The sequence below is a fragment of the Labedella phragmitis genome (assembly GCF_004078635.1).
Taxonomy (GTDB): Bacteria; Actinomycetota; Actinomycetes; order Actinomycetales; family Microbacteriaceae; genus Labedella; species Labedella phragmitis.
In genome coordinates, this window is the sequence record NZ_RZNB01000002.1 from 306075 (window position 1) to 324572 (window position 18498).

The 18498-nt window shown below is 68.6% G+C and carries 20 protein-coding genes and 4 tRNA genes; 17 read left to right on the top strand and 7 right to left on the bottom strand.

Annotated elements, in window-relative coordinates; translation table 11 throughout:
* Position 1 precedes the first annotated feature (1 nt).
* Both ELQ90_RS06130 and ELQ90_RS06135 read right to left on the bottom strand, forming a co-directional pair.
* Entirely contained in the window at positions 2-1198 is a 1197-nt protein-coding gene (locus ELQ90_RS06130; RefSeq protein ID WP_128494391.1) for an HRDC domain-containing protein, read from the bottom strand.
* Entirely contained in the window at positions 1191-1790 is a 600-nt protein-coding gene (locus ELQ90_RS06135) for a DUF3000 domain-containing protein (RefSeq protein ID WP_424980797.1), read from the bottom strand. The genes ELQ90_RS06130 and ELQ90_RS06135 overlap by 8 nt, the downstream gene beginning before the upstream one ends.
* 25 nt (positions 1791-1815) lie before the next feature.
* Here ELQ90_RS06135 and ELQ90_RS06140 point away from each other — a divergent pair, with 25 nt between their 5' ends.
* Positions 1816-3009, top strand: coding sequence for an alpha/beta hydrolase family protein (locus tag ELQ90_RS06140; RefSeq protein WP_128494392.1), 1194 nt, complete (start codon positions 1816-1818; stop codon positions 3007-3009).
* 16 nt (positions 3010-3025) lie between these two features.
* On the opposite strand, the gene ELQ90_RS06145 is transcribed toward ELQ90_RS06140, so the two are convergent.
* Entirely contained in the window at positions 3026-3460 is a 435-nt protein-coding gene (locus ELQ90_RS06145) for a SufE family protein (protein ID WP_243696040.1), read from the bottom strand.
* Positions 3461-3497: 37 nt separating this feature from the next.
* Complete coding sequence (locus tag ELQ90_RS06150) at positions 3498-4397, bottom strand: sulfurtransferase (protein WP_128494394.1); 900 nt, start codon at positions 4395-4397, stop codon at positions 3498-3500.
* Positions 4398-4557: 160 nt separating this feature from the next.
* On the opposite strand from ELQ90_RS06150, the gene zapE reads away from it, so the two are divergent.
* Entirely contained in the window at positions 4558-5595 is a 1038-nt protein-coding gene (gene zapE, locus ELQ90_RS06155) for a cell division protein ZapE (protein ID WP_128494395.1), read from the top strand.
* A 146-nt stretch (positions 5596-5741) separates the two neighbouring features.
* The gene (locus ELQ90_RS06160; RefSeq protein WP_128494396.1) at positions 5742-6263 is read left to right on the top strand and encodes a type II toxin-antitoxin system PemK/MazF family toxin; all 522 of its coding nucleotides are present in this window, start codon (positions 5742-5744) and stop codon (positions 6261-6263) included.
* Between the two features lie 80 nt (positions 6264-6343).
* Here ELQ90_RS06160 and ELQ90_RS16560 read toward each other — a convergent pair whose 3' ends face one another.
* Positions 6344-6484 carry a hypothetical protein gene (locus ELQ90_RS16560; protein ID WP_166408868.1) on the bottom strand — a complete coding sequence of 47 codons (141 nt, stop codon included), beginning with the start codon at positions 6482-6484 and terminating at the stop codon, positions 6344-6346.
* 151 nt (positions 6485-6635) lie between these two features.
* Positions 6636-6708 (bottom strand) — tRNA-Val (locus ELQ90_RS06165).
* Positions 6709-6991: 283 nt separating this feature from the next.
* On the opposite strand from ELQ90_RS06165, the gene ELQ90_RS06170 reads away from it, so the two are divergent.
* The 3 genes from ELQ90_RS06170 to ELQ90_RS06180 all read left to right on the top strand — a co-directional run bounded on the left by ELQ90_RS06170 (position 6992) and on the right by ELQ90_RS06180 (position 7315).
* A tRNA-Gly gene (locus tag ELQ90_RS06170) sits at positions 6992-7063 on the top strand.
* Positions 7064-7115: 52 nt separating this feature from the next.
* Positions 7116-7186 (top strand) — tRNA-Cys (locus ELQ90_RS06175).
* A 54-nt stretch (positions 7187-7240) separates the two neighbouring features.
* A tRNA-Val gene (locus ELQ90_RS06180) sits at positions 7241-7315 on the top strand.
* A 66-nt stretch (positions 7316-7381) separates the two neighbouring features.
* Here ELQ90_RS06180 and ELQ90_RS06185 read toward each other — a convergent pair.
* The gene (locus ELQ90_RS06185) at positions 7382-7720 is read right to left on the bottom strand and encodes a DUF8129 domain-containing protein (protein ID WP_128494397.1); all 339 of its coding nucleotides are present in this window, start codon (positions 7718-7720) and stop codon (positions 7382-7384) included.
* A 204-nt stretch (positions 7721-7924) separates the two neighbouring features.
* On the opposite strand from ELQ90_RS06185, the gene thrS reads away from it, so the two are divergent.
* The 11 genes from thrS (at position 7925) to secF (ending at position 18483) form a co-directional block, all read left to right on the top strand.
* Positions 7925-9847, top strand: coding sequence for a threonine--tRNA ligase (gene thrS / locus ELQ90_RS06190; RefSeq protein ID WP_243696068.1), 1923 nt, complete (start codon positions 7925-7927; stop codon positions 9845-9847).
* On the top strand, positions 9844-10398 hold the full coding sequence (locus tag ELQ90_RS06195; protein WP_128494399.1) for an HIT family protein: 555 nt from the start codon (positions 9844-9846) through the stop codon (positions 10396-10398). The genes thrS and ELQ90_RS06195 overlap by 4 nt, the downstream gene beginning before the upstream one ends.
* 103 nt (positions 10399-10501) lie before the next feature.
* The gene (pdxS, locus tag ELQ90_RS06200; RefSeq protein WP_128494400.1) at positions 10502-11404 is read left to right on the top strand and encodes a pyridoxal 5'-phosphate synthase lyase subunit PdxS; all 903 of its coding nucleotides are present in this window, start codon (positions 10502-10504) and stop codon (positions 11402-11404) included.
* Positions 11394-12002 (top strand): pyridoxal 5'-phosphate synthase glutaminase subunit PdxT, encoded by a 609-nt coding sequence (gene pdxT / locus ELQ90_RS06205; RefSeq protein WP_243696041.1) that lies wholly within the window; start codon positions 11394-11396, stop codon positions 12000-12002. The genes pdxS and pdxT overlap by 11 nt, the downstream gene beginning before the upstream one ends.
* An 86-nt stretch (positions 12003-12088) precedes the next feature.
* Positions 12089-12847: a YebC/PmpR family DNA-binding transcriptional regulator gene (locus ELQ90_RS06210; protein ID WP_128494402.1), complete on the top strand. Its 759-nt coding sequence runs from the start codon at positions 12089-12091 to the stop codon at positions 12845-12847.
* A 2-nt stretch (positions 12848-12849) separates the two neighbouring features.
* Positions 12850-13416, top strand: a complete 567-nt coding sequence (ruvC, locus tag ELQ90_RS06215; RefSeq protein ID WP_128494403.1) for a crossover junction endodeoxyribonuclease RuvC — start codon at positions 12850-12852, stop codon at positions 13414-13416.
* Between the two features lie 52 nt (positions 13417-13468).
* Positions 13469-14086 carry a Holliday junction branch migration protein RuvA gene (gene ruvA, locus ELQ90_RS06220; RefSeq protein ID WP_128494404.1) on the top strand — a complete coding sequence of 206 codons (618 nt, stop codon included), beginning with the start codon at positions 13469-13471 and terminating at the stop codon, positions 14084-14086.
* Positions 14083-15108: a Holliday junction branch migration DNA helicase RuvB gene (ruvB, locus tag ELQ90_RS06225; protein WP_128494405.1), complete on the top strand. Its 1026-nt coding sequence runs from the start codon at positions 14083-14085 to the stop codon at positions 15106-15108. Before ruvA ends, ruvB begins: the two co-directional genes overlap by 4 nt.
* 160 nt (positions 15109-15268) lie before the next feature.
* A complete protein-coding gene (yajC, locus tag ELQ90_RS06230; protein ID WP_243696042.1) occupies positions 15269-15649 on the top strand; it encodes a preprotein translocase subunit YajC in 381 nt (126 codons plus the stop codon).
* 63 nt (positions 15650-15712) lie between these two features.
* Entirely contained in the window at positions 15713-17440 is a 1728-nt protein-coding gene (gene secD / locus ELQ90_RS06235) for a protein translocase subunit SecD (RefSeq protein ID WP_128494407.1), read from the top strand.
* A complete protein-coding gene (gene secF / locus ELQ90_RS06240; protein ID WP_128494408.1) occupies positions 17440-18483 on the top strand; it encodes a protein translocase subunit SecF in 1044 nt (347 codons plus the stop codon). Before secD ends, secF begins: the two co-directional genes overlap by 1 nt.
* The last annotated feature ends 15 nt before the right edge of the window (positions 18484-18498 follow it).

Genomic DNA, 18498 nt, shown 5'->3' on the forward strand with positions numbered 1-18498 from the left:
TCTACGACGGGTCGGAGTGCGTGTCGTCCGGCGATTGGTGTGCTTCGACAAAGGCGTCGGCGATCGTTTGCGCAGTCGCCTCGATCTGCCACGGCCGTGCGCCCAGTTGGACGAGGACCTCCGCGATCGTCTCGGCTGTCACGGGGTCCGGAGGGGTCCACGCGAGCCGACGCAGGAAGTCGGGGGCGAGGAGGTTCTCGACCGGGAGGTCGAGTTCCTCGGCTATCGCGACGACCGCGGGGCGGGCGCTCTTCAGTCGGGCATCGGCTTCCGGGTTGCGCTCGGCCCACGCACGAGGCGGGGGCATCGTCTCGCCCGTGCCGCGGGGCACCGGTGGGTCGACGAGGGTACGGCCGCGCTCGATGGCCGCCCACCAGCGCTCGAGTTCCGATCGGCTCGCGCGACCGGAGAAGTCCTTCTGCGCCGCGAGGGCCCTCATCGACGTCGGCTGGGACCGTACGGCTGCGACGATCGACGCGTCGGGGATCAGACGGCCGGGGGCGACGTCGAGTTCACGGGCGAGGGCGTCGCGCGTCTCCCACAGCTCGCGGGCGACGGCGAGGCCGCGACCGCCCCGCACGGCATGGATTCCGCTCAAGCGGCGCCAGGGGTCCACACGCGCGGCGCGTTCGGGACGAGCGATCGTCGCCTCGAACTCCTGCCGGGCGATGTCGGTCTTCCCGGCCGTGACGAGGTCCGCCTCGAGGGCGTCGCGGACGTCGACGAGGAGCTCGACGTCGAGGGCCGCGTACTCGAGCCACGACTCCGGGAGCGGTCGCGTCGACCAGTCCGCCGCCGAGTGCTCCTTGCGGAGGACGACGCCGAGCTTCTCCTCTACGACGGTCGCGAGCCCGACGCGGGGCATCCCCAGCAGTCGAGCGGCGAGCTCCGTGTCGAAGATCCGCTCCGGGTCGAGTCCGACCTCCCGCAGGCACGCGAGGTCCTGACTCGCGGCATGCAGCACCCACTCCTCGGGGCGCATGACCGCCTGCAGTTCGCCGAAGTCGCCGATGGCCGGGGGGTCGAAGAGGAACACGCCGGACCCGCGGCGGAACACCTGGATGAGGTAGGCGCGCTGCGAGTAGCGGAAACCACTCGCCCGTTCGGCATCCACGGCGATCGGTCCGTTCCCGGCCGCGATTGCGTCGACGGCGGAGAGGTAGGACTCGCGGGTGTCGATGACCGTGCGCTCAGTCACGCGTGTTCCTCCGGAGGTCGAGTGAGGCGACACCCTCGGCGCCGAGCGGCGGAAGTCCCGCGAGCAGGCACAGCAGCTCGCCCCATCCCTCGATATGAGCCGTCATGTCGCCGTCGCCGGGCGACCACGACGCCCGCAACTCGATCTGCGCGCCGTCGCCGTGCTCGGCGAGCTCGCCGAAGCCCGAGGAGAGGATCTTCGTCGCGGTCCCGGACGCGGACGAATACTGCGCTCCGAGGGCGTCGAGGGAGTCGACGAGCCACGACCAGGCGACGTCGGCGAGGAAGGGGTCGAGCCCGATCTCCGTCTCGAGCGGCGCTTGCGCGAAGCACACGACGCGGAACGGTCCGCCCCACGCCTCCGGCTCGTCGGGGTCGTAGAGCAGGATGAACCGCCCGGTGCCGAGTTCCGAGTCCACGCCGTGACGTGACGGGCGGACGTCAGCCGCGAACGCCACGGCGTGGGGAGCCAGTTGCGCGGGGGCCGGGATCTCCGAGACGACGAGCTCGTCTCTCATGCGCGCGCCGCGCACGGCGTCGCGCGCGGCGGCGAATACGGTCGGTGCGCCGTCGGCGATCGGAAACTCTGCCACGTCGGCAGACTAGAGTGATGTGACGATGAAAGCTCAGAGGCACGCCGTTCGTCGCCCGGGGGAGACCGCCGGGACGTCCCGCACCACAGCCGTACTCGCCGCTCTCGCCGTCACCTCGTCGGCGGCCGCCGCCTTCCTCGCACTCGTGTCGACGGTGTCCCGCAAGGTCGTCGTGCCGCCGAAGAAGCGCCCCGCCAACGCGCACATCGTGGCCGTCGACCGGCCAGGTCGGACCATCACGCTGCGAGCGGACGCCGACACCGTCGTCCCCGGCCGCTACGGGGTCTGGATCGATGGCTCCGAGCCCTACGTGAAGGTCGGTGACGTCCTCTCGCAGAGCGACCGGACCGTGACGCGAGAGGTCCTCTCCTCGAACCTCGCACGCGTGCCGGGCGACGTCGCCGCGGGCATGAGCGGCTGGTTCTACCGCCACCCCCGCGAGCTGGGCGTCGAGTACGAGTACGTGTCGATCGCGACTCCGCTCGGGGCGGCACCCGCGTGGGTCGTTCCCTCCGCCGACGGTGTCGGTGCGGACTGGGTGATCCAGATCCACGGTCACGGATCCCAACGGGCCGAGGGACTGCGCGCCGTACCCGTCTTCGCGCGGTCGGGGTACACCTCGCTGCTGGTGTCTTTCCGCAACGACGGCGAGGGCCCCCGCAGTATCGACGGGCGCTACGGACTCGGTTCCACCGAGTGGCGCGACATCGAATCGGCGATCGACCTCGCGATCGAGCGCGGTGCGCGACGCATCGTGCTCATGGGCTGGTCGATGGGCGGCGCGATCGCCCTCCAGACGGTGCTCCGGTCGGATCGCGCCGACAGCATCGTCGGGCTCGTCCTCGATTCGCCCGTGGTCGACTGGCACCGCGTCCTCGCGTTCCAGGCCACGGCGTCGCGCATCCCGGGGGTCCTCCGAGACGCCGCGCTGCAGGCGATCGCGCACGAATGGGGGCGGCGGCTGACCGGCCTCGAGCAACCCGTCGACCTCGATTCGCTCGACGTGGTCGCGTCCGCCGGTGCTCTCACGCACCCCGTGCTCATCCTGCACAGCGACGACGACGGCTTCGTGCCCTCCGACGGCTCGAAGGCCCTCGCGGAGGCGCGACCCGACCTCGTCTCACTCGTCACGTTCCACACCGCTCGTCACGCGCGCATCTGGAACTACGACGAGGAGGGCTGGAACTACGCCATCGCGGACTGGATCAGCGCGCTCTGAGGCGACGGTCGGCTGGTCAGGCGGTGCGCGCGGCCACTTGGCGCTTGATGCGCGCGAGCATTCCCGACATACCCGCGAGGCGGAGCGGGGAGATCGCCTTCGCGAGGCCGAGTCGATGCGCCACGTCATTGGGCGTGTCGAGGACCTGCTGAGGCGTCAAACCGTCGAGCCCCTGAACCAGGATGCTCGCGAAGCCGCGCGTCGTCGGAGCCTGCTCGGGCGCCGTGGCGTGCAGGTGCACGGCCCCGTCGGTCACCTCGGCCACGATGAACACGGGGGACTGGCACTCGGCGACGCGCTCCAGGAGCTCGGGGTGCTCCTCGAGCCGCGTCGGCAGCGCGGGCAGCTCTCGCGAGAACTCGAGCAGGAGTTGGAGCCGGTCCGGCTCGCCGACAGCGAGGAACTCCTCGCTGATCTCCGCGAGCACGGGGGGAAGGGTCTGTTCGGTCACCCGATCGATTATCCCTCGACCGTGGACCATGGGTGCGTCAGACGGACGGTACAGACCCGGGTTCGGTGCCCGTGGCGATCGGTACCCGCACGGCGCTGCCCCACTCGGTCCACGAGCCGTCGTAGTTGCGCACGTTCTCGAAGCCGAGGAGGTGGGTGAGCACGAACCACGTGTGGCTCGACCGCTCACCGATGCGGCAGTACGCCACGATGTCGTCGCCGTCGGAGAGCCCCGCTCCGGCACGGTACACCTCCTCGAGGTCGACGACCGGCTTGAACGTCCCGTCGTCGGCGACGGCCTTCCCCCATGGCACGTTGCGCGCGCTCGGGATGTGGCCGGCGCGGAGGGCGCCCTCCTCCGGGTACGCGGGCGCCGTCGTGCGTTCGCCCGAGTACTCCTCCGGGGAGCGCACGTCGATGAGCGGGTTGCCGAGGTGGGTGAGCACGTCGTCCTTGAAGGCGCGGATCGCGGTGTCGTCGCGTTCGACGACGGGGTAGGTCGTGCGTCGGGGTTCTGGCTTCTCCGTCGTGACGGCACGGCCCTCCGCGATCCACGCGTCGCGACCCCCGTCGAGCAGCCTGACATCCTCGTGCCCGAAGAGCGTGAACACCCAGAGGGCGTACGCGGCCCACCAGTTGTTCTTGTCGCCGTAGATGACGACGGTGTCGGTGCGCTCGATGCCCTTGCGCGCCATGAGACGAGCGAAGCCTGCGCCATCGATGTAGTCGCGCTGCACGGGGTCGTTGAGCTCCGTGTGCCAGTCGACCTTCACAGCCCCGGGGATGTGGCCCACCTCGTAGAGCAGCACGTCCTCGTCGGACTCGACGACGACGAGACCGTCCGACCCCAGGTGTTCTTCGAGCCACGCCGTCGTCACGAGGCGTTCGGGGTGCGCGTAGCCGGCGAACTTCTCGGTCGAGTCGATTTCCACGGGCATCGCTGTCCTCCTCAGGATCGGAACGGGGTCACCCTCGACGTTACCCGGCACCGCTGACGGATAGGCTGGGGACGGGCCACGAGCGAATCTACGGAAGCTCCGTCGGGCGTGTCACCGTGGCCGTAAGACTTCGACACACGATCCCCCACCGAAGGTTCAGATGGCCTCCTCCTCGACGTCCCCCGTGAGCCTCGCGGCGCGCTCGCCTCAGTTCAGCGGAACGGAGCTCGCGGAGGGTCTCGCCCCGCCGCGCCAGTTCTCCAGCGCCTCCTTCGACAACTACCGTCCGGACCCGGAGTACCCCTCGCAGGAGGACGCCGTCGAGAGGCTGCGCGCCTTCGCCGGATCCTGGTCGGCGCCGGCTCGCTCCGGCGGTCTCTTCTCGCGGAAGAAGAAGGTGCCGGAGACGCGGCCGGGCCTGTACCTCGACGGCGGCTTCGGCGTCGGCAAGACGCACCTCCTGGCCGCGCTCTGGCACGCCGCACCGGGACCGCGGAAGTACTTCGGCACCTTCATCGAGTACACGGCGCTCGTCGGCGCCCTGGGTTACGCCAGCACGGTGACGCTGCTCACGGGCTCGACCCTCCTCTGCATCGACGAGTTCGAGCTCGACGACCCGGGTGACACGATGATGATGACGCGTCTGCTCACAGAGCTCGTCTCGACGGGCACCCGCCTCGCGGCCACGTCGAACACGCCGCCGAACGCCCTCGGCGAGGGCCGCTTCGCCGCCGCGGACTTCCTGCGCGAAATCCACGCGCTCTCGGGGAACTTCGACACCCTCCGGATCGACGGCACCGACTACCGGCGCCGGTCTCTCGAGGGTCACGCGCTCGTCACCGACGGCGAGGCCTACGACGAGCGGGTGCGGTCGGCGATCGAGGCGGGCGAGACCGTGAGCGACGACACGTTCGACGGCATCATCGCCCACCTCGCGAACGTGCACCCCTCCCGCTACATCGGGCTCATCGACGGCATCGACCGCATCGCGCTCTCGGGAGTCCACGTGCTCGAGTCGCAGACGGAGGCGCTTCGCCTCGTCGCATTCGTCGACCGCGTGTACGACGCGCAGATCCCGATCATCGCGAGCGGGGTCCCGCTCGACGAGGTCTTCGGTGGCGACATGCTCTCGGGCGGTTACCGCAAGAAGTACTTGCGGTCGATGTCCCGCATGATGGCGCTCACCTCCGCCGACTGACCGGCCCCGGTGGCGCGTCCGTCACTCGAGCGCTGCTTCTTCTGGCGAGCGCTGCTGCAATCGGCGCGGCGCTCGCCGAGCGATGCAGTGCCGGCGTCGTGCACAGCCCGCCTTCCCCGCGGCAGCAGCGTCGGTAGTCTGCCGGGATGGCTCGTTCCTCCGGCTTCCTCATTTCGCTCCTCGGTGCCTTCCGTCCGACGGCACGGGCGCGTGCCCGACTGAAGAACGGACTTCCGCCTCGCCTGAAGGTCGTCGGCTCCGTCACGACCGAGGAGATCGACCCGCGTGCGCTCGGCCGTGTTCTGCTCGAGTACACGCCCTCGGCCGACGGAGTGCCGGACCCCGGCGAGATCGTCTGGACGTGGGTGCCGTACGAGGAGAACGACGGGCGCGGGAAGGATCGGCCGGTGCTCATCGTCGCGGCTGGACTCGACGGGTTCGCGCTGGCCGTCCAACTCACGTCGAAGGACCACGCCGGCGACCGGGATCACCTGGCCGTCGGGTCGGGGGACTGGGACGGTCAGCACCGCGAGAGCTGGGCACGACTCGACCGCGTCTTCCGCGTGCACGCCGGGAGCGTGCGGCGCGAGGCGTCCTTCCTGCCGGAGATGGCCTACCGCCGCGTGGCCGCTGCGCTCGCCACCCGGTACGGCTGGCACCTCGGCTGACGCTCCAGGAACAGCAGAACGGCCGCTCCGAGGAGCGGCCGTTCCGGTGTGACGCTGTCGTTCCGTCGCTGGAACGAGGGTCAGTGCTTCTTGCCGACGTTCGAGACGACGTCACCGGATCCGGAGTTCGAATCCTTCTTGTTCTTCTTGTCGAGTCGCTTCTCTTTGAGCGATCGAACGGCCGTCTTCGCGACCGCCTTGCGTGATGACTTCTCCGCCATGGTCCTGCCTCCGTCGAGAGCCGGGGTGACCCTGTAGGGCCGACCGTACGCCATCCGAAGGTGAAGAGCAGCATTCACGGTGAATGAGCCAGGAGGTGACGCCGGGCGCGCATGACATGGAGTCGCGGATGCGGACGTGATCGTCGGAGGGTGGGCGATACCGGACTCGAACCGATGACCTCTTCCGTGTGAAGGAAGCGCGCTACCAACTGCGCCAATCGCCCATGCGGCTTCCGGGAGGTCGCCGCGGTACACGATCCTAACCGACGCCGAGGGCTCGCGCGAACCGAGCCCGCGCGACTCGTTCCGACACCGCCGATCGGGCCCGGATCGGACATCGGCGGTTGAAATCTCCGGCGCCGATGCCAGCCGCGTACGTCGCTTGCGGGGTGCGCGGGGCCGCCGCGGGCTGTGTGACGCCCGAAATCACGGGGCGGCGTGTCTCGGTTTGGACTTGCGGTTGTGTTTCGGTTAGAGTTCCTAGGCACCCGGAAACGGGAGCGAAATGCGGATGTGGCGCAGTGGTAGCGCATCACCTTGCCAAGGTGAGGGTCGCGAGTTCGAATCTCGTCATCCGCTCGAGTGTTGGTGGTCGGCTTCGGTCGGCTACGGCATGTGGGCAACCACACGCGGTGGCGTGGCCGAGAGGCGAGGCAGCGGCCTGCAAAGCCGTCCACACGGGTTCGAATCCCGTCGCCACCTCAATCATCAGGATCGAGACACGCTTCCGGATGCACTCAGCAGTAATTGAACAATGGGCGATTGGCGCAGCGGTAGCGCGCTTCCCTGACACGGAAGAGGTCACTGGTTCGATCCCAGTATCGCCCACCAGAGTCTGAGACAGAACGACGAAGGCCCCCGGCATGAGCCGGGGGCCTTCGTCGTTCCCGGCGATACTCATCGCGGCTGGGCAGGGTTCGTCGGGTCGCCGTGCGACGGCGGGTTCATCGGCGGACCGGACGTCGCCGGACTCACGGGCGAACCGGTGGAGCCCTGCTGGACCTCGGGGAGGTCTGTGGGCAGCGATCCGCTCGGTTCCGCGCCGTTTCTCAGCGCCTCGAGTCGGCGCTCGAGGACCTGGACGACGGGCAGTCTGTCGCCATGCGTACGTTCGTACGCGAGCACGTCGGAGAGGTCGGCTTCGCTGAGCGCGGCGATCCGCGACGGCAGCATCCCCACCGGGATGTGGTCGTAGTCGGGCAGTGCGAGTTCTCGTCGTTCGGGTGAGTCGGTCATGAGCTCCTCCTTCGGTCGTCGGACCCCCACGATGACCGGCGCTGCGGATGCTCCTCAACAGCTTGATTTCCGGTGCCGCGTCGTCGTATCGGTCGGACGACCGACCTCCGGCGCGGCGATAGAGTGAGAGGCCAACGCACTCGACTCGAAGGAACAGCTGTGTCAGACGGTTTCGCCAGGTTCACCGACCGATCCGTTGTCGCCATGCGCGTCAACGGCGACCTGAAGGACCTCGCGACGACGCTCACGGTCGACGACGTCGTCGAGCCCGTCACGATCGACTCGGCCGACGGCCTCGCCATCCTGCGTCACTCGACGGCGCACGTGCTCGCCCAGGCCGTCCAGCGGATCAACCCGGAGGCCAGGCTCGGCATCGGGCCGCCCGTCACCGACGGCTTCTACTACGACTTCGACGTCGCCGAGCCGTTCACGCTCGAGGATTTCAAGCCGCTGCAGAAGGAGATGGACCGCATCATCCGGCAGGGCCAGCGCTTCGTCCGCCGCGTCGTGACCGAGGACGAGGCGCGCGCCGAGCTCGAGAACGAGCCGTACAAGCTCGAGCTCATCGGACTGAAGGGCGGATCCGACGCGGGCGACGCGGGCGAATCCGTCGAGGTCGGCGGCGCCGAGCTCACGATCTACGACAACGTCGACCCGAAGTCGGGGGAGACGGTCTGGAAGGACCTCTGCCGCGGTCCGCACCTCCCGAGCACCCGCATGATCGGCAACGGCTTCGCGCTCATGCGCGTCGCCGCGGCGTACTGGCGCGGCTCCGAGAAGAACCCGCAGCTGCAGCGCATCTACGGCACAGCCTGGCCGACGAAGGACGAGCTCCGCGCCTACCAGGCCCGGCTCGAGGAGGCCGCGAAGCGCGACCACCGCAAGCTCGGTCGCGAACTCGACCTCTTCAGCTTCCCCGAGGAGATCGGTTCTGGTCTCGCGGTGTTCCACCCGCGCGGCGGCATCATCCGCAACGAGATCGAGAACTATATGCGCGAGCGGCTCATCGCGAACGGTTACGAGCTCGTCAACACGCCGCACATCACCAAGGGTCACCTCTTCGAGACCAGTCAGCACCTCAACTGGTACAAGGAGGGCATGTTCCCGGCGATGCACCTCGACGCCGAGTACGACGCCGACGGGGAGCTGACCCGCCAGGGCCAGGACTACTACCTCAAGCCGATGAACTGCCCGATGCACAACCTGATCTACCGAGCTCGCGGCCGCAGCTACCGCGAGCTCCCCCTGCGGCTCGCGGAGTTCGGCACCGTGTACCGCTACGAGAAGAGCGGGACGCTCTCGGGTCTCACGCGTGTGCGCGGCCTCACGCAGGACGACGCGCACATCTACGTCGCGCCGGACCAGGTCAAGGAGGAACTCGCCCGTCAGCTCGAGTTCGTGCTCGAGACGCTGCGCGGCTACGGCCTCAACGATTTCTACCTCGAGCTCTCCACGAAGGACCCGGAGAAGTTCGTCGGGACGGACGAGATGTGGGAGGAGGCGACCGAGACGCTCCGCCAGGTCGCCGTCGACTCCGGTCTCGAACTCGTCCCCGACCCGGGCGGCGCCGCCTTCTACGGTCCGAAGATCTCGGTGCAGGCGCGCGACGCCATCGGCCGCACGTGGCAGCTCTCGACGGTGCAGCTCGATTTCAACCAACCCGAGCTCTTCGAGCTCGAGTACGCCGCGGCGGACGGCTCCCGGCAGCAGCCCGTCATGATCCACCGCGCTCTGCTCGGGTCGATCGAGCGGTTCTTCGCCATCCTCCTCGAGCACTACGCGGGTGCGTTCCCGCTGTGGCTCGCACCCGAGCAGGTCGTCGCGATCCCCGTCGCCGACGAGTACGCGCCGTACCTCGAGGAGATTGTCGCCCGTCTCACGTCCGCGGGCGTGCGCGCGAGCGTCGACCGGAGCGACGACCGCATGCAGAAGAAGATCCGCACCCACACGACCGGCAAGGTCCCGCTCCAGCTCATCGCGGGGGAGCAGGACGTCGCAGGCGGCTCCGTGAGCTTCCGCTTCCTCGACGGCACGCAGCTGAACGGCGTCCCGGTCGACGAGGCCGTCGAGCGCATCCGTCGTGCGATCGCCGAGAAGGAGCTCGTCCTGACGGCGTGGGCGGAATGACGGACGACGCCTCCCTCGAGTCCGCCGCACACCTCGTCGGCGTGCCCGACGAGTTCCAGCGGTTGTGGACGCCGCACCGGATGGCGTACATCGAGGGCGGCCCGAAGCCGCACGTCGACGAATGCCCGTTCTGCTGGGCACCGCAGCAGGACGACGAGTCGGCGCTCATCGTCGCCCGCGGGACGCACGCGTACGTGCTGCTCAACCTGTTCCCGTACAACTCGGGGCACCTCCTCGTGTGCCCGTACCGCCACATCCCGCTGTACGACGACGCGACGGTCGACGAGGTCGCGGAGATCGGTGCTCTCACGCAGAAGGCGATGCGCGTCGTCCGTGCCACGTCGAACAACGACGGCTTCAACATCGGCATGAATCAAGGCGCCGTAGCCGGAGCGGGCATCGCCGGACACCTCCACCAGCACCTCGTGCCGCGCTGGGCGCAGGACGCGAACTTCTTCCCGATCATCGCCCGAACGAAGGCGCTTCCGCAGCTGCTCGGAGACGTCCGTCGAACGCTCGCCGAGGCCTGGAACGCCGCTGAGAGCCACTGATCGGGAATTGGCTCCCGCCTCGAGCCGCCCCGCGAGCCACCCGTTGCGAATTGGCTTCCCGTCGGCCTGATCACCGGCTCGCGGTGTCCCTAGACTCGGCCGCATGACCGAGACATCTTCCCCCTCCACCGTCGGATCGAGCCGCGTCAAGCGCGGACTCGCCGAGATGCTGAAGGGCGGCGTCATCATGGACGTCGTCACGGCCGAGCAGGCCAGGATCGCCGAGGACGCCGGAGCCGTCGCCGTCATGGCGCTCGAGCGCGTGCCGGCGGACATCCGTGCGCAGGGAGGCGTCGCGCGCATGAGCGACCCGGACCTCATCGAGGCGATCGTCGCCGAGGTGTCGATCCCCGTCATGGCGAAGGCGCGCATCGGGCATTTCGTCGAGGCACAGGTCCTTCAGGCGCTCGACGTCGACTACATCGACGAGTCCGAGGTGTTGAGCCCGGCCGACTACGTGAACCACATCGACAAGTGGTCCTTCACGGTGCCATTCGTGTGCGGTGCGACGAACCTGGGAGAGGCTCTCCGGCGCATCAACGAGGGCGCCGCCATGATCCGTTCGAAGGGCGAGGCCGGCACGGGCGATGTCTCGGAGGCCACGAAGCACATCCGCACGATCGGCGCCGAGATCCGTGCACTCTCCGCGATGTCGAAGGACGAGCTCTACGTCGCGGCGAAGGAGCTGCAGGCGCCGTACGAGCTCGTCGCCGAGGTGGCCGAGCGCGGCGCGCTCCCCGTGGTGCTCTTCACCGCCGGCGGCGTCGCGACGCCGGCCGACGCTGCTCTCATGATGCAGCTCGGGGCCGACGGGGTCTTCGTCGGGTCCGGCATCTTCAAGTCGGGGGAGCCCGAGCGGCGGGCCGCGGCGATCGTCAAGGCGACGACGTTCTTCGACGACCCCGCCGTCATCGCCGATGCCTCGCGTGGGCTCGGGGAGGCCATGGTCGGCATCAACGTCGCGGACCTTCCGGCTCCGCACCGGCTCGCCGAGCGTGGCTGGTAGCGGCTCCCCGCTCCGGGTCGGCGTCCTCGCGTTGCAGGGCGACGTCCGTGAGCACGTCAGGGTGCTGACCGGGCTCGGCGCTGAGGCGACTCCCGTCCGCCGGGCGAGTGAGCTCACCGGCGTGGACGGACTCGTCATCCCCGGCGGGGAGTCGACGGTCATCGACAAGCTCTCGCGGGGTTTCGGGCTCGCGGAACCGATCCGCGACGCACGACGGCGCGGTATGCCGATGTTCGGGACCTGCGCCGGCCTGATCCTGCTCGCGGACCGCATCGTGGACGGCATTTCGGGGCAGGAGACGTTCGGCGGTCTCGACGTCACCGTACGCCGGAATGCGTTCGGCTCACAGCTCGACTCCTTCGAGACGGATCTCGACGTTCCTGTCGTCGGGCCGGAACCCGTGCACGCCGTCTTCATCCGTGCTCCGCTCGTCGCCGAGACGGGGCCGGGAGCGACCCCGCTGGCCGCGCTCGGGGACGGCACGGTCGTCGCCGTCGAGCAGGGCGCCGTAATGGGAACGTCGTTCCATCCCGAGGTGACGGGGGAGTCGCGCTTCCACCGGTACTTCCTCGAGAAGGTCGCCGACGCGGCAGGCTGACCCGCCGCTCAGAGCGAGCCGCCGCGAGCCGTGTGCGAGCTCGTTCTAGAATGGGTGCGATCAACACGCTGCAGTAAGAGGAGCACATGTCCGGGCATTCCAAGTGGGCGACGACGAAGCACAAGAAGGCCGTCATCGACCAGCGTCGTGCGAAGTCGTTCGCGAAGCTCATCAAGAACATCGAGGTCGCCGCGAAGATGGGCGGCGCCGACCTCAGCGGCAACCCGACCCTCGTCGACGCCGTCCAGAAGGCCAAGAAGACCTCCGTCCCCAACGACAACATCGATCGCGCCATCAAGCGCGGCGCGGGACTCACGGGCGAGGTCGTCGAATACACGACGATCATGTACGAGGGCTATGCGGCGAACGGGGTCGCGCTCCTCATCGAGTGTCTGACCGACAACAAGAACCGGGCGGCCGCCGAGGTCCGCACGGCGATGTCGCGCAACGGCGGCGCCATGGCAGACCCGGGAAGCGTCGCCTACAACTTCGCGCGCAAGGGCCTCATCGTCGTCCCGGCCGAGGGCACCACGGAGGACGACATCCTCACGGCCGTCCTCGACGCCGGTGCCGAGGAGGTCGTCGCGGAGGACGAGACGTTCGAGGTCTTCACCGAGCCGAGTGATCTCGTCGCGACGCGCACCGCGCTGCAGGACGCCGGAATCGATTACGACTCGGCCGACGTCGCGTTCGTCCCGAACCTCAAGATCGACGTCGACGCGGAGACGGCCCGGAAGGTCTTCCGCCTCATCGACGCCCTCGAGGACTCCGACGACGTCCAGAACGTCTACAGCAATTACGCCGTCAGCGCCGAGGTCCAGGCGGAACTCGAAGAAGAGGACTGACGGTGACGATCCGGGTGCTCGGGATCGACCCCGGTCTCACCCGGTGCGGCATCGGCGTCGTCGACGTCGAGCCCGACCGTCGCGTGACGCTCGTCTACTACGGCGTCGTGCGCAGTGAACCCTCTGCTCCCATCGAGGAGCGCCTCTTGACCGTGAACGCCGGTCTCGAGGCGCTCATCGACGAGCACGAACCGCACGCGATGGCGGTGGAGCGCGTCTTCGCGCAGCACAACCTGCGGACCGTCATGGGAACGGCGCAGGTCAGCGGACTCGCGCTGCGTGCGGCGGCGGCACGATCGATCCCCGTCGGCCTCCGCACGCCGAGCGAGGTCAAGGCCGCGATCACGGGCTACGGTGCCGCTGACAAGAAGCAGGTGCAGGCGATGGTCGCCCGGGTGCTGCGGCTGGCCGAGCCACCCCAGCCCGCGGATGCCGCCGACGCCCTCGCACTCGCGATCTGCCACGCGTGGCGGGGCGACGCTCCCGATGCGCGCGCGACGGGCGCGTCGTCGAGTCTCACGCCCGCCCAGCGAGCCTGGCTCGCCGCCGAGCGCGGCACCAAACGCTGAGGCGGCCGCGTGCCGATGTCCGACTGTCGGAGGTCACGCCTAGGCTGACGGGGTGATCTCCAGTATTCGCGGCCGCGTCCTCGCCGTCAGCGGCGGTACCGCTCACATCGAGGTCGGCGGCGTCGGTTACGCGGTGTTCGTCACGCCCGAACACGCGATTGCGCTCACGGTCGGGCACGAAGCCTTCCTCTACACGACGCTCATCGTCCGCGAGGACGCGATGACCCTCTTCGGCTTCGAGACGATCGAGCACCGCGAGGTGTTCGACCTCCTGCTCGGAGTCTCGGGAGTGGGGCCGAAGTCGGCGCTCGGGGTGCTGTCACACCTCGGACCTGGCCAGATCGCTGCCGCCGTCGCAGCGGACGACGATGCCCCGTTCCGCAAGGTGTCCGGCATCGGTCCGAAGACGGCGAAGCTCATCGTCGTGTCGCTCGCGGGCAAGCTCCTCGGCATCACGATCACGAGCGACGCTCCGGTGGTCGAGATCTCGGCGGGTGACGACGTCGTGAGCGCTCTCGTCGGTCTCGGATGGCCCGAACGGGTCGCCGCGGCCGCCGTCAACGACGTCGCGGTCGCGCACCCCGATGCCGCGTCGGCGCCCGTGCAGACCCTGCTGCGCCTCGCGCTCGCTCAGCTCGGTCCCGCACCGCGGAACGGAGCGTCGGCATGAGCGAGGACCGCACGCTCGACCCCACTCCGGAGTCCGAAGCGGAACTCGCGTTCGAGGGAGCGCTCCGTCCGAAGACGCTCACGGAGTTCATCGGACAGCCGAAGGTGCGCGGGCAGCTCGAGCTCCTTCTCAGGGCAGCGGCGATGCAGAACCGGACTCCGGACCACATCCTCCTCGCCGGTCCTCCCGGTCTCGGCAAGACGACACTCGCGATGATCGTCGCCGCCGAGAGCGGCCGGCCGCTCCGGCTCTCGAGCGGACCGGCCATCCAACACGCCGGCGATCTGGCCGCCGTGCTGTCGAGCCTCCTTCCAGGTGAGATCCTCTTCATCGACGAGATCCACCGGATGGCGCGGTCGGCGGAGGAGATGCTGTACCTCGCGATGGAGGACTTCCGCATCGACATCATGGTCGGCAAGGGGGCAGGCGCCACGTCGGTCCCTCTCGACCTCGCGCCCTTCACGCTCGTCGGTGCCACGACGCGGTCGGGACTGCTGCCGAACCCGCTCCGTGACCGCTTCGGCTTCACGGCTCATCTCGAGTTCTACGACGACGCCGATCTCGAGCGCGTCCTCACGCGAGCCGCCCGACTGCTCGACCTCGACATCTCGTCGTCAGCGGTCGCCGAGATCGCGGGGCGCTGCCGCGGCACCCCGCGCATCGCGAACCGACTGCTGCGACGCGTCCGCGACTTCGCTCTCGTCCACGACACGGGAGCGGACCTGGATGCGGTCCGCGGTGCGCTCGAGCTGTACGACGTCGACCCGCTCGGGCTCGATCGACTCGACCGAGCGGTGATGGACATCCTGTTGACGCGCTTCGACGGTGGCCCCGTGGGTCTCGGAACCCTCGCCGTGTCGGTGGGGGAGGAAGCCGAGACGATCGAGAGCGTCGTCGAGCCCTTCCTCGTCCGGATCGGCCTGCTCACGCGCACGCCGAGAGGGCGCGTCGCCACCCCGCTCGCGTTCCGGCACTTCGGAGTGGAGCGCGCTTCAGGTCCGTTCCTCACCGATGTCCTATAATTCAAGCTGGCCCTTCGGCTCACCTCCCCGGAACTGAATTCTCCACACAGCTCGTGCCCTCGAACGGCGCTTCGGCGCGGCATCAGGTACGGTGCACCACAACAGCGGCTCTCGGCCGCGAAAGGTATCTCCCCCCCTCATGGATCCGTTGACTCTCGGCATGCTGGCCATCCTGGCCGTGCTCATCTTCTTCATGTTCCGCAACGGACAGAAGCGCAAGCGCGACCAGGAAGACCTCCAGTCGAAGGTCGTGCCGGGCGCCGAGGTCATGACGAACTTCGGTCTCTTCGGAACGATCGTGTCGATCAACGAAGACGACAACAAGGTCGAGCTGGACATCGCGCGGGGCACCGTGGTCACCGTGCACCGTCAGACCATCGCCCGCGTCGTCGACGACGTCGAGCCCGTCATGGCCGCCACGGAGTCGGTCTCGGAGGACTCGGCCGTCGCGGCCGATCCGATCATCGCTTCAGAGCCCGTCATCGACGTTCGCACCGAGTCCGAGAAGACGGCTGATTCCGACAAGAAGTCGGACGACTAGTCACCACCCCTCCTCGTGCCGCCCCACCGTGGGCGGCACGGTCGTAGAAAGCTGAGCACCGCGTTGGCACGATCCGCACCGGTCAGAAATGCGTCACGCGCTCTCGCGTGGCTTGGCGCCATCCTCATCGTTCTCGGCGGCGTTCTCGCCGGCGGAGTGGTGTGGGGAGGCGCGACCGTCGAACCGAAGCTCGCCCTCGACCTCGAGGGTGGAACGCAGATCATCCTCGAAGCCCAGCTGGAGGACGGTCAGGAGGTCTCTCAAGAGCAGTTGAGCCAGGCCGTCTCGATCATCCGTCAGCGCGTCGACGCCTCGGGCGTCTCCGAAGCCGAGGTGAACACGCAGGGTGGGCGCAACATCGTCGTCTCCATCCCCGGCGAGGCCGACGAGGAGACCAGGGCTCGCATCGAGGCGTCCGCCCAGCTCGAGTTCCGTCCCGTTCTCGCGACCTCGGCACCGACGAACCAGTTCGTCGGCGAGGACGGCGAGGAGACGCCGTATCCGTCGCCCGACCCCGCGCTCCCCGCCGAGCCGAGCGTCGCGCCGAGCAACGCGAGCGACCTCTCGTGGGTCACTCCCGCTCTCCAGGCCCAGTTCCAGGCCTACGACTGCGCGAACCCGCCGGCCGCCGCAGCCGACGCGCCGAAGGATCAGCCCGTCGTCACGTGCGAGACGGACGGGAGCGTCAAGTACATCCTCGGCCCGGTCGAGTTGAGCGGTTCGGCCATCACCGACGCGTCGAGCGGTCTCGAGCAGACCCAGTCGGGCGGAACGACCGGCCGCTGGGTCGTCAACATCACGCTCGACGGCCAGGGCACGGACGTCTTCGCCGACATCAGCCAGCGGTTGTACGGCGCGACGTCGCCCCTCAACCAGTTCGCCTTCGTCCTCGACGGCGCCGTCATCTCGGCCCCCTCGATGAACGGCCTCATCACCGACGGCCGCCCGAGCATCTCCGGAAGCTTCACGGAGGAGACGGCGAAGACGCTCGCCGACCAGCTCAAGTACGGTGCGCTTCCCATCAGCTTCGAAGTCTCCTCGTCCGAGCAGATCTCAGCGACGCTCGGGTCGGCCCAGCTCCAGATCGGTCTCATCGCCGGTCTCATCGGTCTGATCCTCGTCGTCATCTACACGCTGTTCCAGTACCGGCTGCTCGGCTTCGTGACGATCGCCTCGCTCGTCGTGGCCGGTGTGCTCACCTACCTCGCGATCGCCCTGCTGTCATGGCGTCAGGGCTACCGGTTGTCGCTCGCGGGCGTCGCCGGCATCATCGTCGCGATCGGCTTCACCGCCGACTCCTTCATCGTGTACTTCGAGCGCATCCGCGATGAACTGCGCGACGGTCGAGGACTCGAGGCGGCCGTCGAGGCGGCGTGGAAGCGCGCGAAGCGCACCATCTACGCGTCGAAGGGCGTCAACCTCCTCGCGGCGGTCGTGCTCTACGTACTCGCCGTCGGCAACGTCCGCGGATTCGCGTTCACCCTGGGTCTCACGACCATCATCGACGTCCTCGTCGTGATCCTCTTCACGCACCCGATGCTGCAGCTCCTGGCCCAGACCCGGTTCTTCTCGAGCGGGCACAAGCTCTCGGGTCTCGACCCGAAGGCGCTGGGCGCCGTCTATCGGGGACGCGCACAGTTCCGCGCGCCCACCGAGACCGTCCGTCAGGCGAAGCTCGCATCGTCGAGCCGCGAGGCCCAGCGCCGCCAGACGATCGCCGAACGCAAACTCGCGGAGTCGCAGCAGACCTCGTCGTCGACCTCGACCGCGACCAAGGAGAAGGACTCCTGATGGCCAACCTCACCCAGTTCGGTAACGACCTCTACACCGGCAAGCGCTCGATCAATTTCGTCGGCAACCGGCGGATCTGGTTCACGGTCGCGCTCCTGCTCGTCCTGGGGTCGATCGCCGTCCCGCTCGTCAAGGGCGTCACGACCGGTACGTACTTCAACTTCGGTATCGAGTTCACGGGCGGATCGCAGTTCACGATCGAGAACGCCGAGTCGACCGACCAGGAGATCGCGACCGAGGCCGTCGCCGCCGCGGCTCCGGACGCCGTCGCGCGCGTCTCCACGGTCGGAGAGTCCGCCATCCGCGTCCAGACCGATCAGCTCACTCCCGACGAGACGACGGCGGTCACGACATCGCTCGCGGACGCCTACGGGGTTACGACGGGCGAGGTCAACACGTCCTTCATCGGCGCCTCGTGGGGCCAGGACGTCACGCGCCAGGCCCTCACGGGTCTTGTGATCTTCCTCGTCCTCACCTTCGCGATCATGGCGATCTACTTCCGCACGTGGAAGATGTCGGCCGCCGCGATCCTCGCCCTGCTCGACGTGCTCATCATCACGCTCGGCGTGTACTCGTTGAGCGGGTTCGAGATCACCCCGGCCGCAGTGATCGGATTCCTCACGATCCTCGGCTACTCGCTGTACGACACGGTCGTCGTCTTCGACAAGATTCGTGAGAACACCTCGGAGGACGGCGAGGACTCGCCGCGCACCTTCGCTGAGTCCGTCAACCTCGCGGTGAACCAGACGCTCGTGCGGTCGATCAACACGTCGGTGGTCGCGGCACTGCCCGTCGCGGCCATCCTCGTCATCGGTGACTTCGTGCTCGGTGCCGAGACGCTCCGCGACATCTCTCTCTCGCTCCTCGTCGGAATCCTCGTCGCGACCTATTCGACGATCTTCGTGGCAGCCCCGCTGTACGCGCTCTTCCGCGAGAGCGAGCCGGCGATCTCCAAGCGCGACAAGCGGATCCTCGCGGTTCGTGCGCGTTCCACGTCGGCCGTTCGACCGGCGGTGGCCGGAGAGCCTCTCAGCGCAGAGTAATCTCGGTAGCAGGAG

What these genes read in the sequence shown, in the direction of transcription:
- ELQ90_RS06140 (WP_128494392.1), top strand. Translation starts at nt 1,816, where the DNA reads ATGAAAGCTCAGAGGCACGCCGTTCGTCGCCCGGGGGAGACCGCCGGG.
- ELQ90_RS06150 (WP_128494394.1), bottom strand. Translation starts at nt 4,397, where the DNA reads ATGCCCGTGGAAATCGACTCGACCGAGAAGTTCGCCGGCTACGCGCAC.
- zapE (WP_128494395.1), top strand. Translation starts at nt 4,558, where the DNA reads ATGGCCTCCTCCTCGACGTCCCCCGTGAGCCTCGCGGCGCGCTCGCCT.
- ELQ90_RS06160 (WP_128494396.1), top strand. Translation starts at nt 5,742, where the DNA reads ATGGCTCGTTCCTCCGGCTTCCTCATTTCGCTCCTCGGTGCCTTCCGT.
- ELQ90_RS16560 (WP_166408868.1), bottom strand. Translation starts at nt 6,484, where the DNA reads ATGGCGGAGAAGTCATCACGCAAGGCGGTCGCGAAGACGGCCGTTCGA.
- ELQ90_RS06185 (WP_128494397.1), bottom strand. Translation starts at nt 7,720, where the DNA reads ATGACCGACTCACCCGAACGACGAGAACTCGCACTGCCCGACTACGAC.
- thrS (WP_243696068.1), top strand. Translation starts at nt 7,925, where the DNA reads ATGCGCGTCAACGGCGACCTGAAGGACCTCGCGACGACGCTCACGGTC.
- ELQ90_RS06195 (WP_128494399.1), top strand. Translation starts at nt 9,844, where the DNA reads ATGACGGACGACGCCTCCCTCGAGTCCGCCGCACACCTCGTCGGCGTG.
- pdxS (WP_128494400.1), top strand. Translation starts at nt 10,502, where the DNA reads ATGACCGAGACATCTTCCCCCTCCACCGTCGGATCGAGCCGCGTCAAG.
- ELQ90_RS06210 (WP_128494402.1), top strand. Translation starts at nt 12,089, where the DNA reads ATGTCCGGGCATTCCAAGTGGGCGACGACGAAGCACAAGAAGGCCGTC.
- ruvB (WP_128494405.1), top strand. Translation starts at nt 14,083, where the DNA reads ATGAGCGAGGACCGCACGCTCGACCCCACTCCGGAGTCCGAAGCGGAA.
- yajC (WP_243696042.1), top strand. Translation starts at nt 15,269, where the DNA reads ATGCTGGCCATCCTGGCCGTGCTCATCTTCTTCATGTTCCGCAACGGA.
- secF (WP_128494408.1), top strand. Translation starts at nt 17,440, where the DNA reads ATGGCCAACCTCACCCAGTTCGGTAACGACCTCTACACCGGCAAGCGC.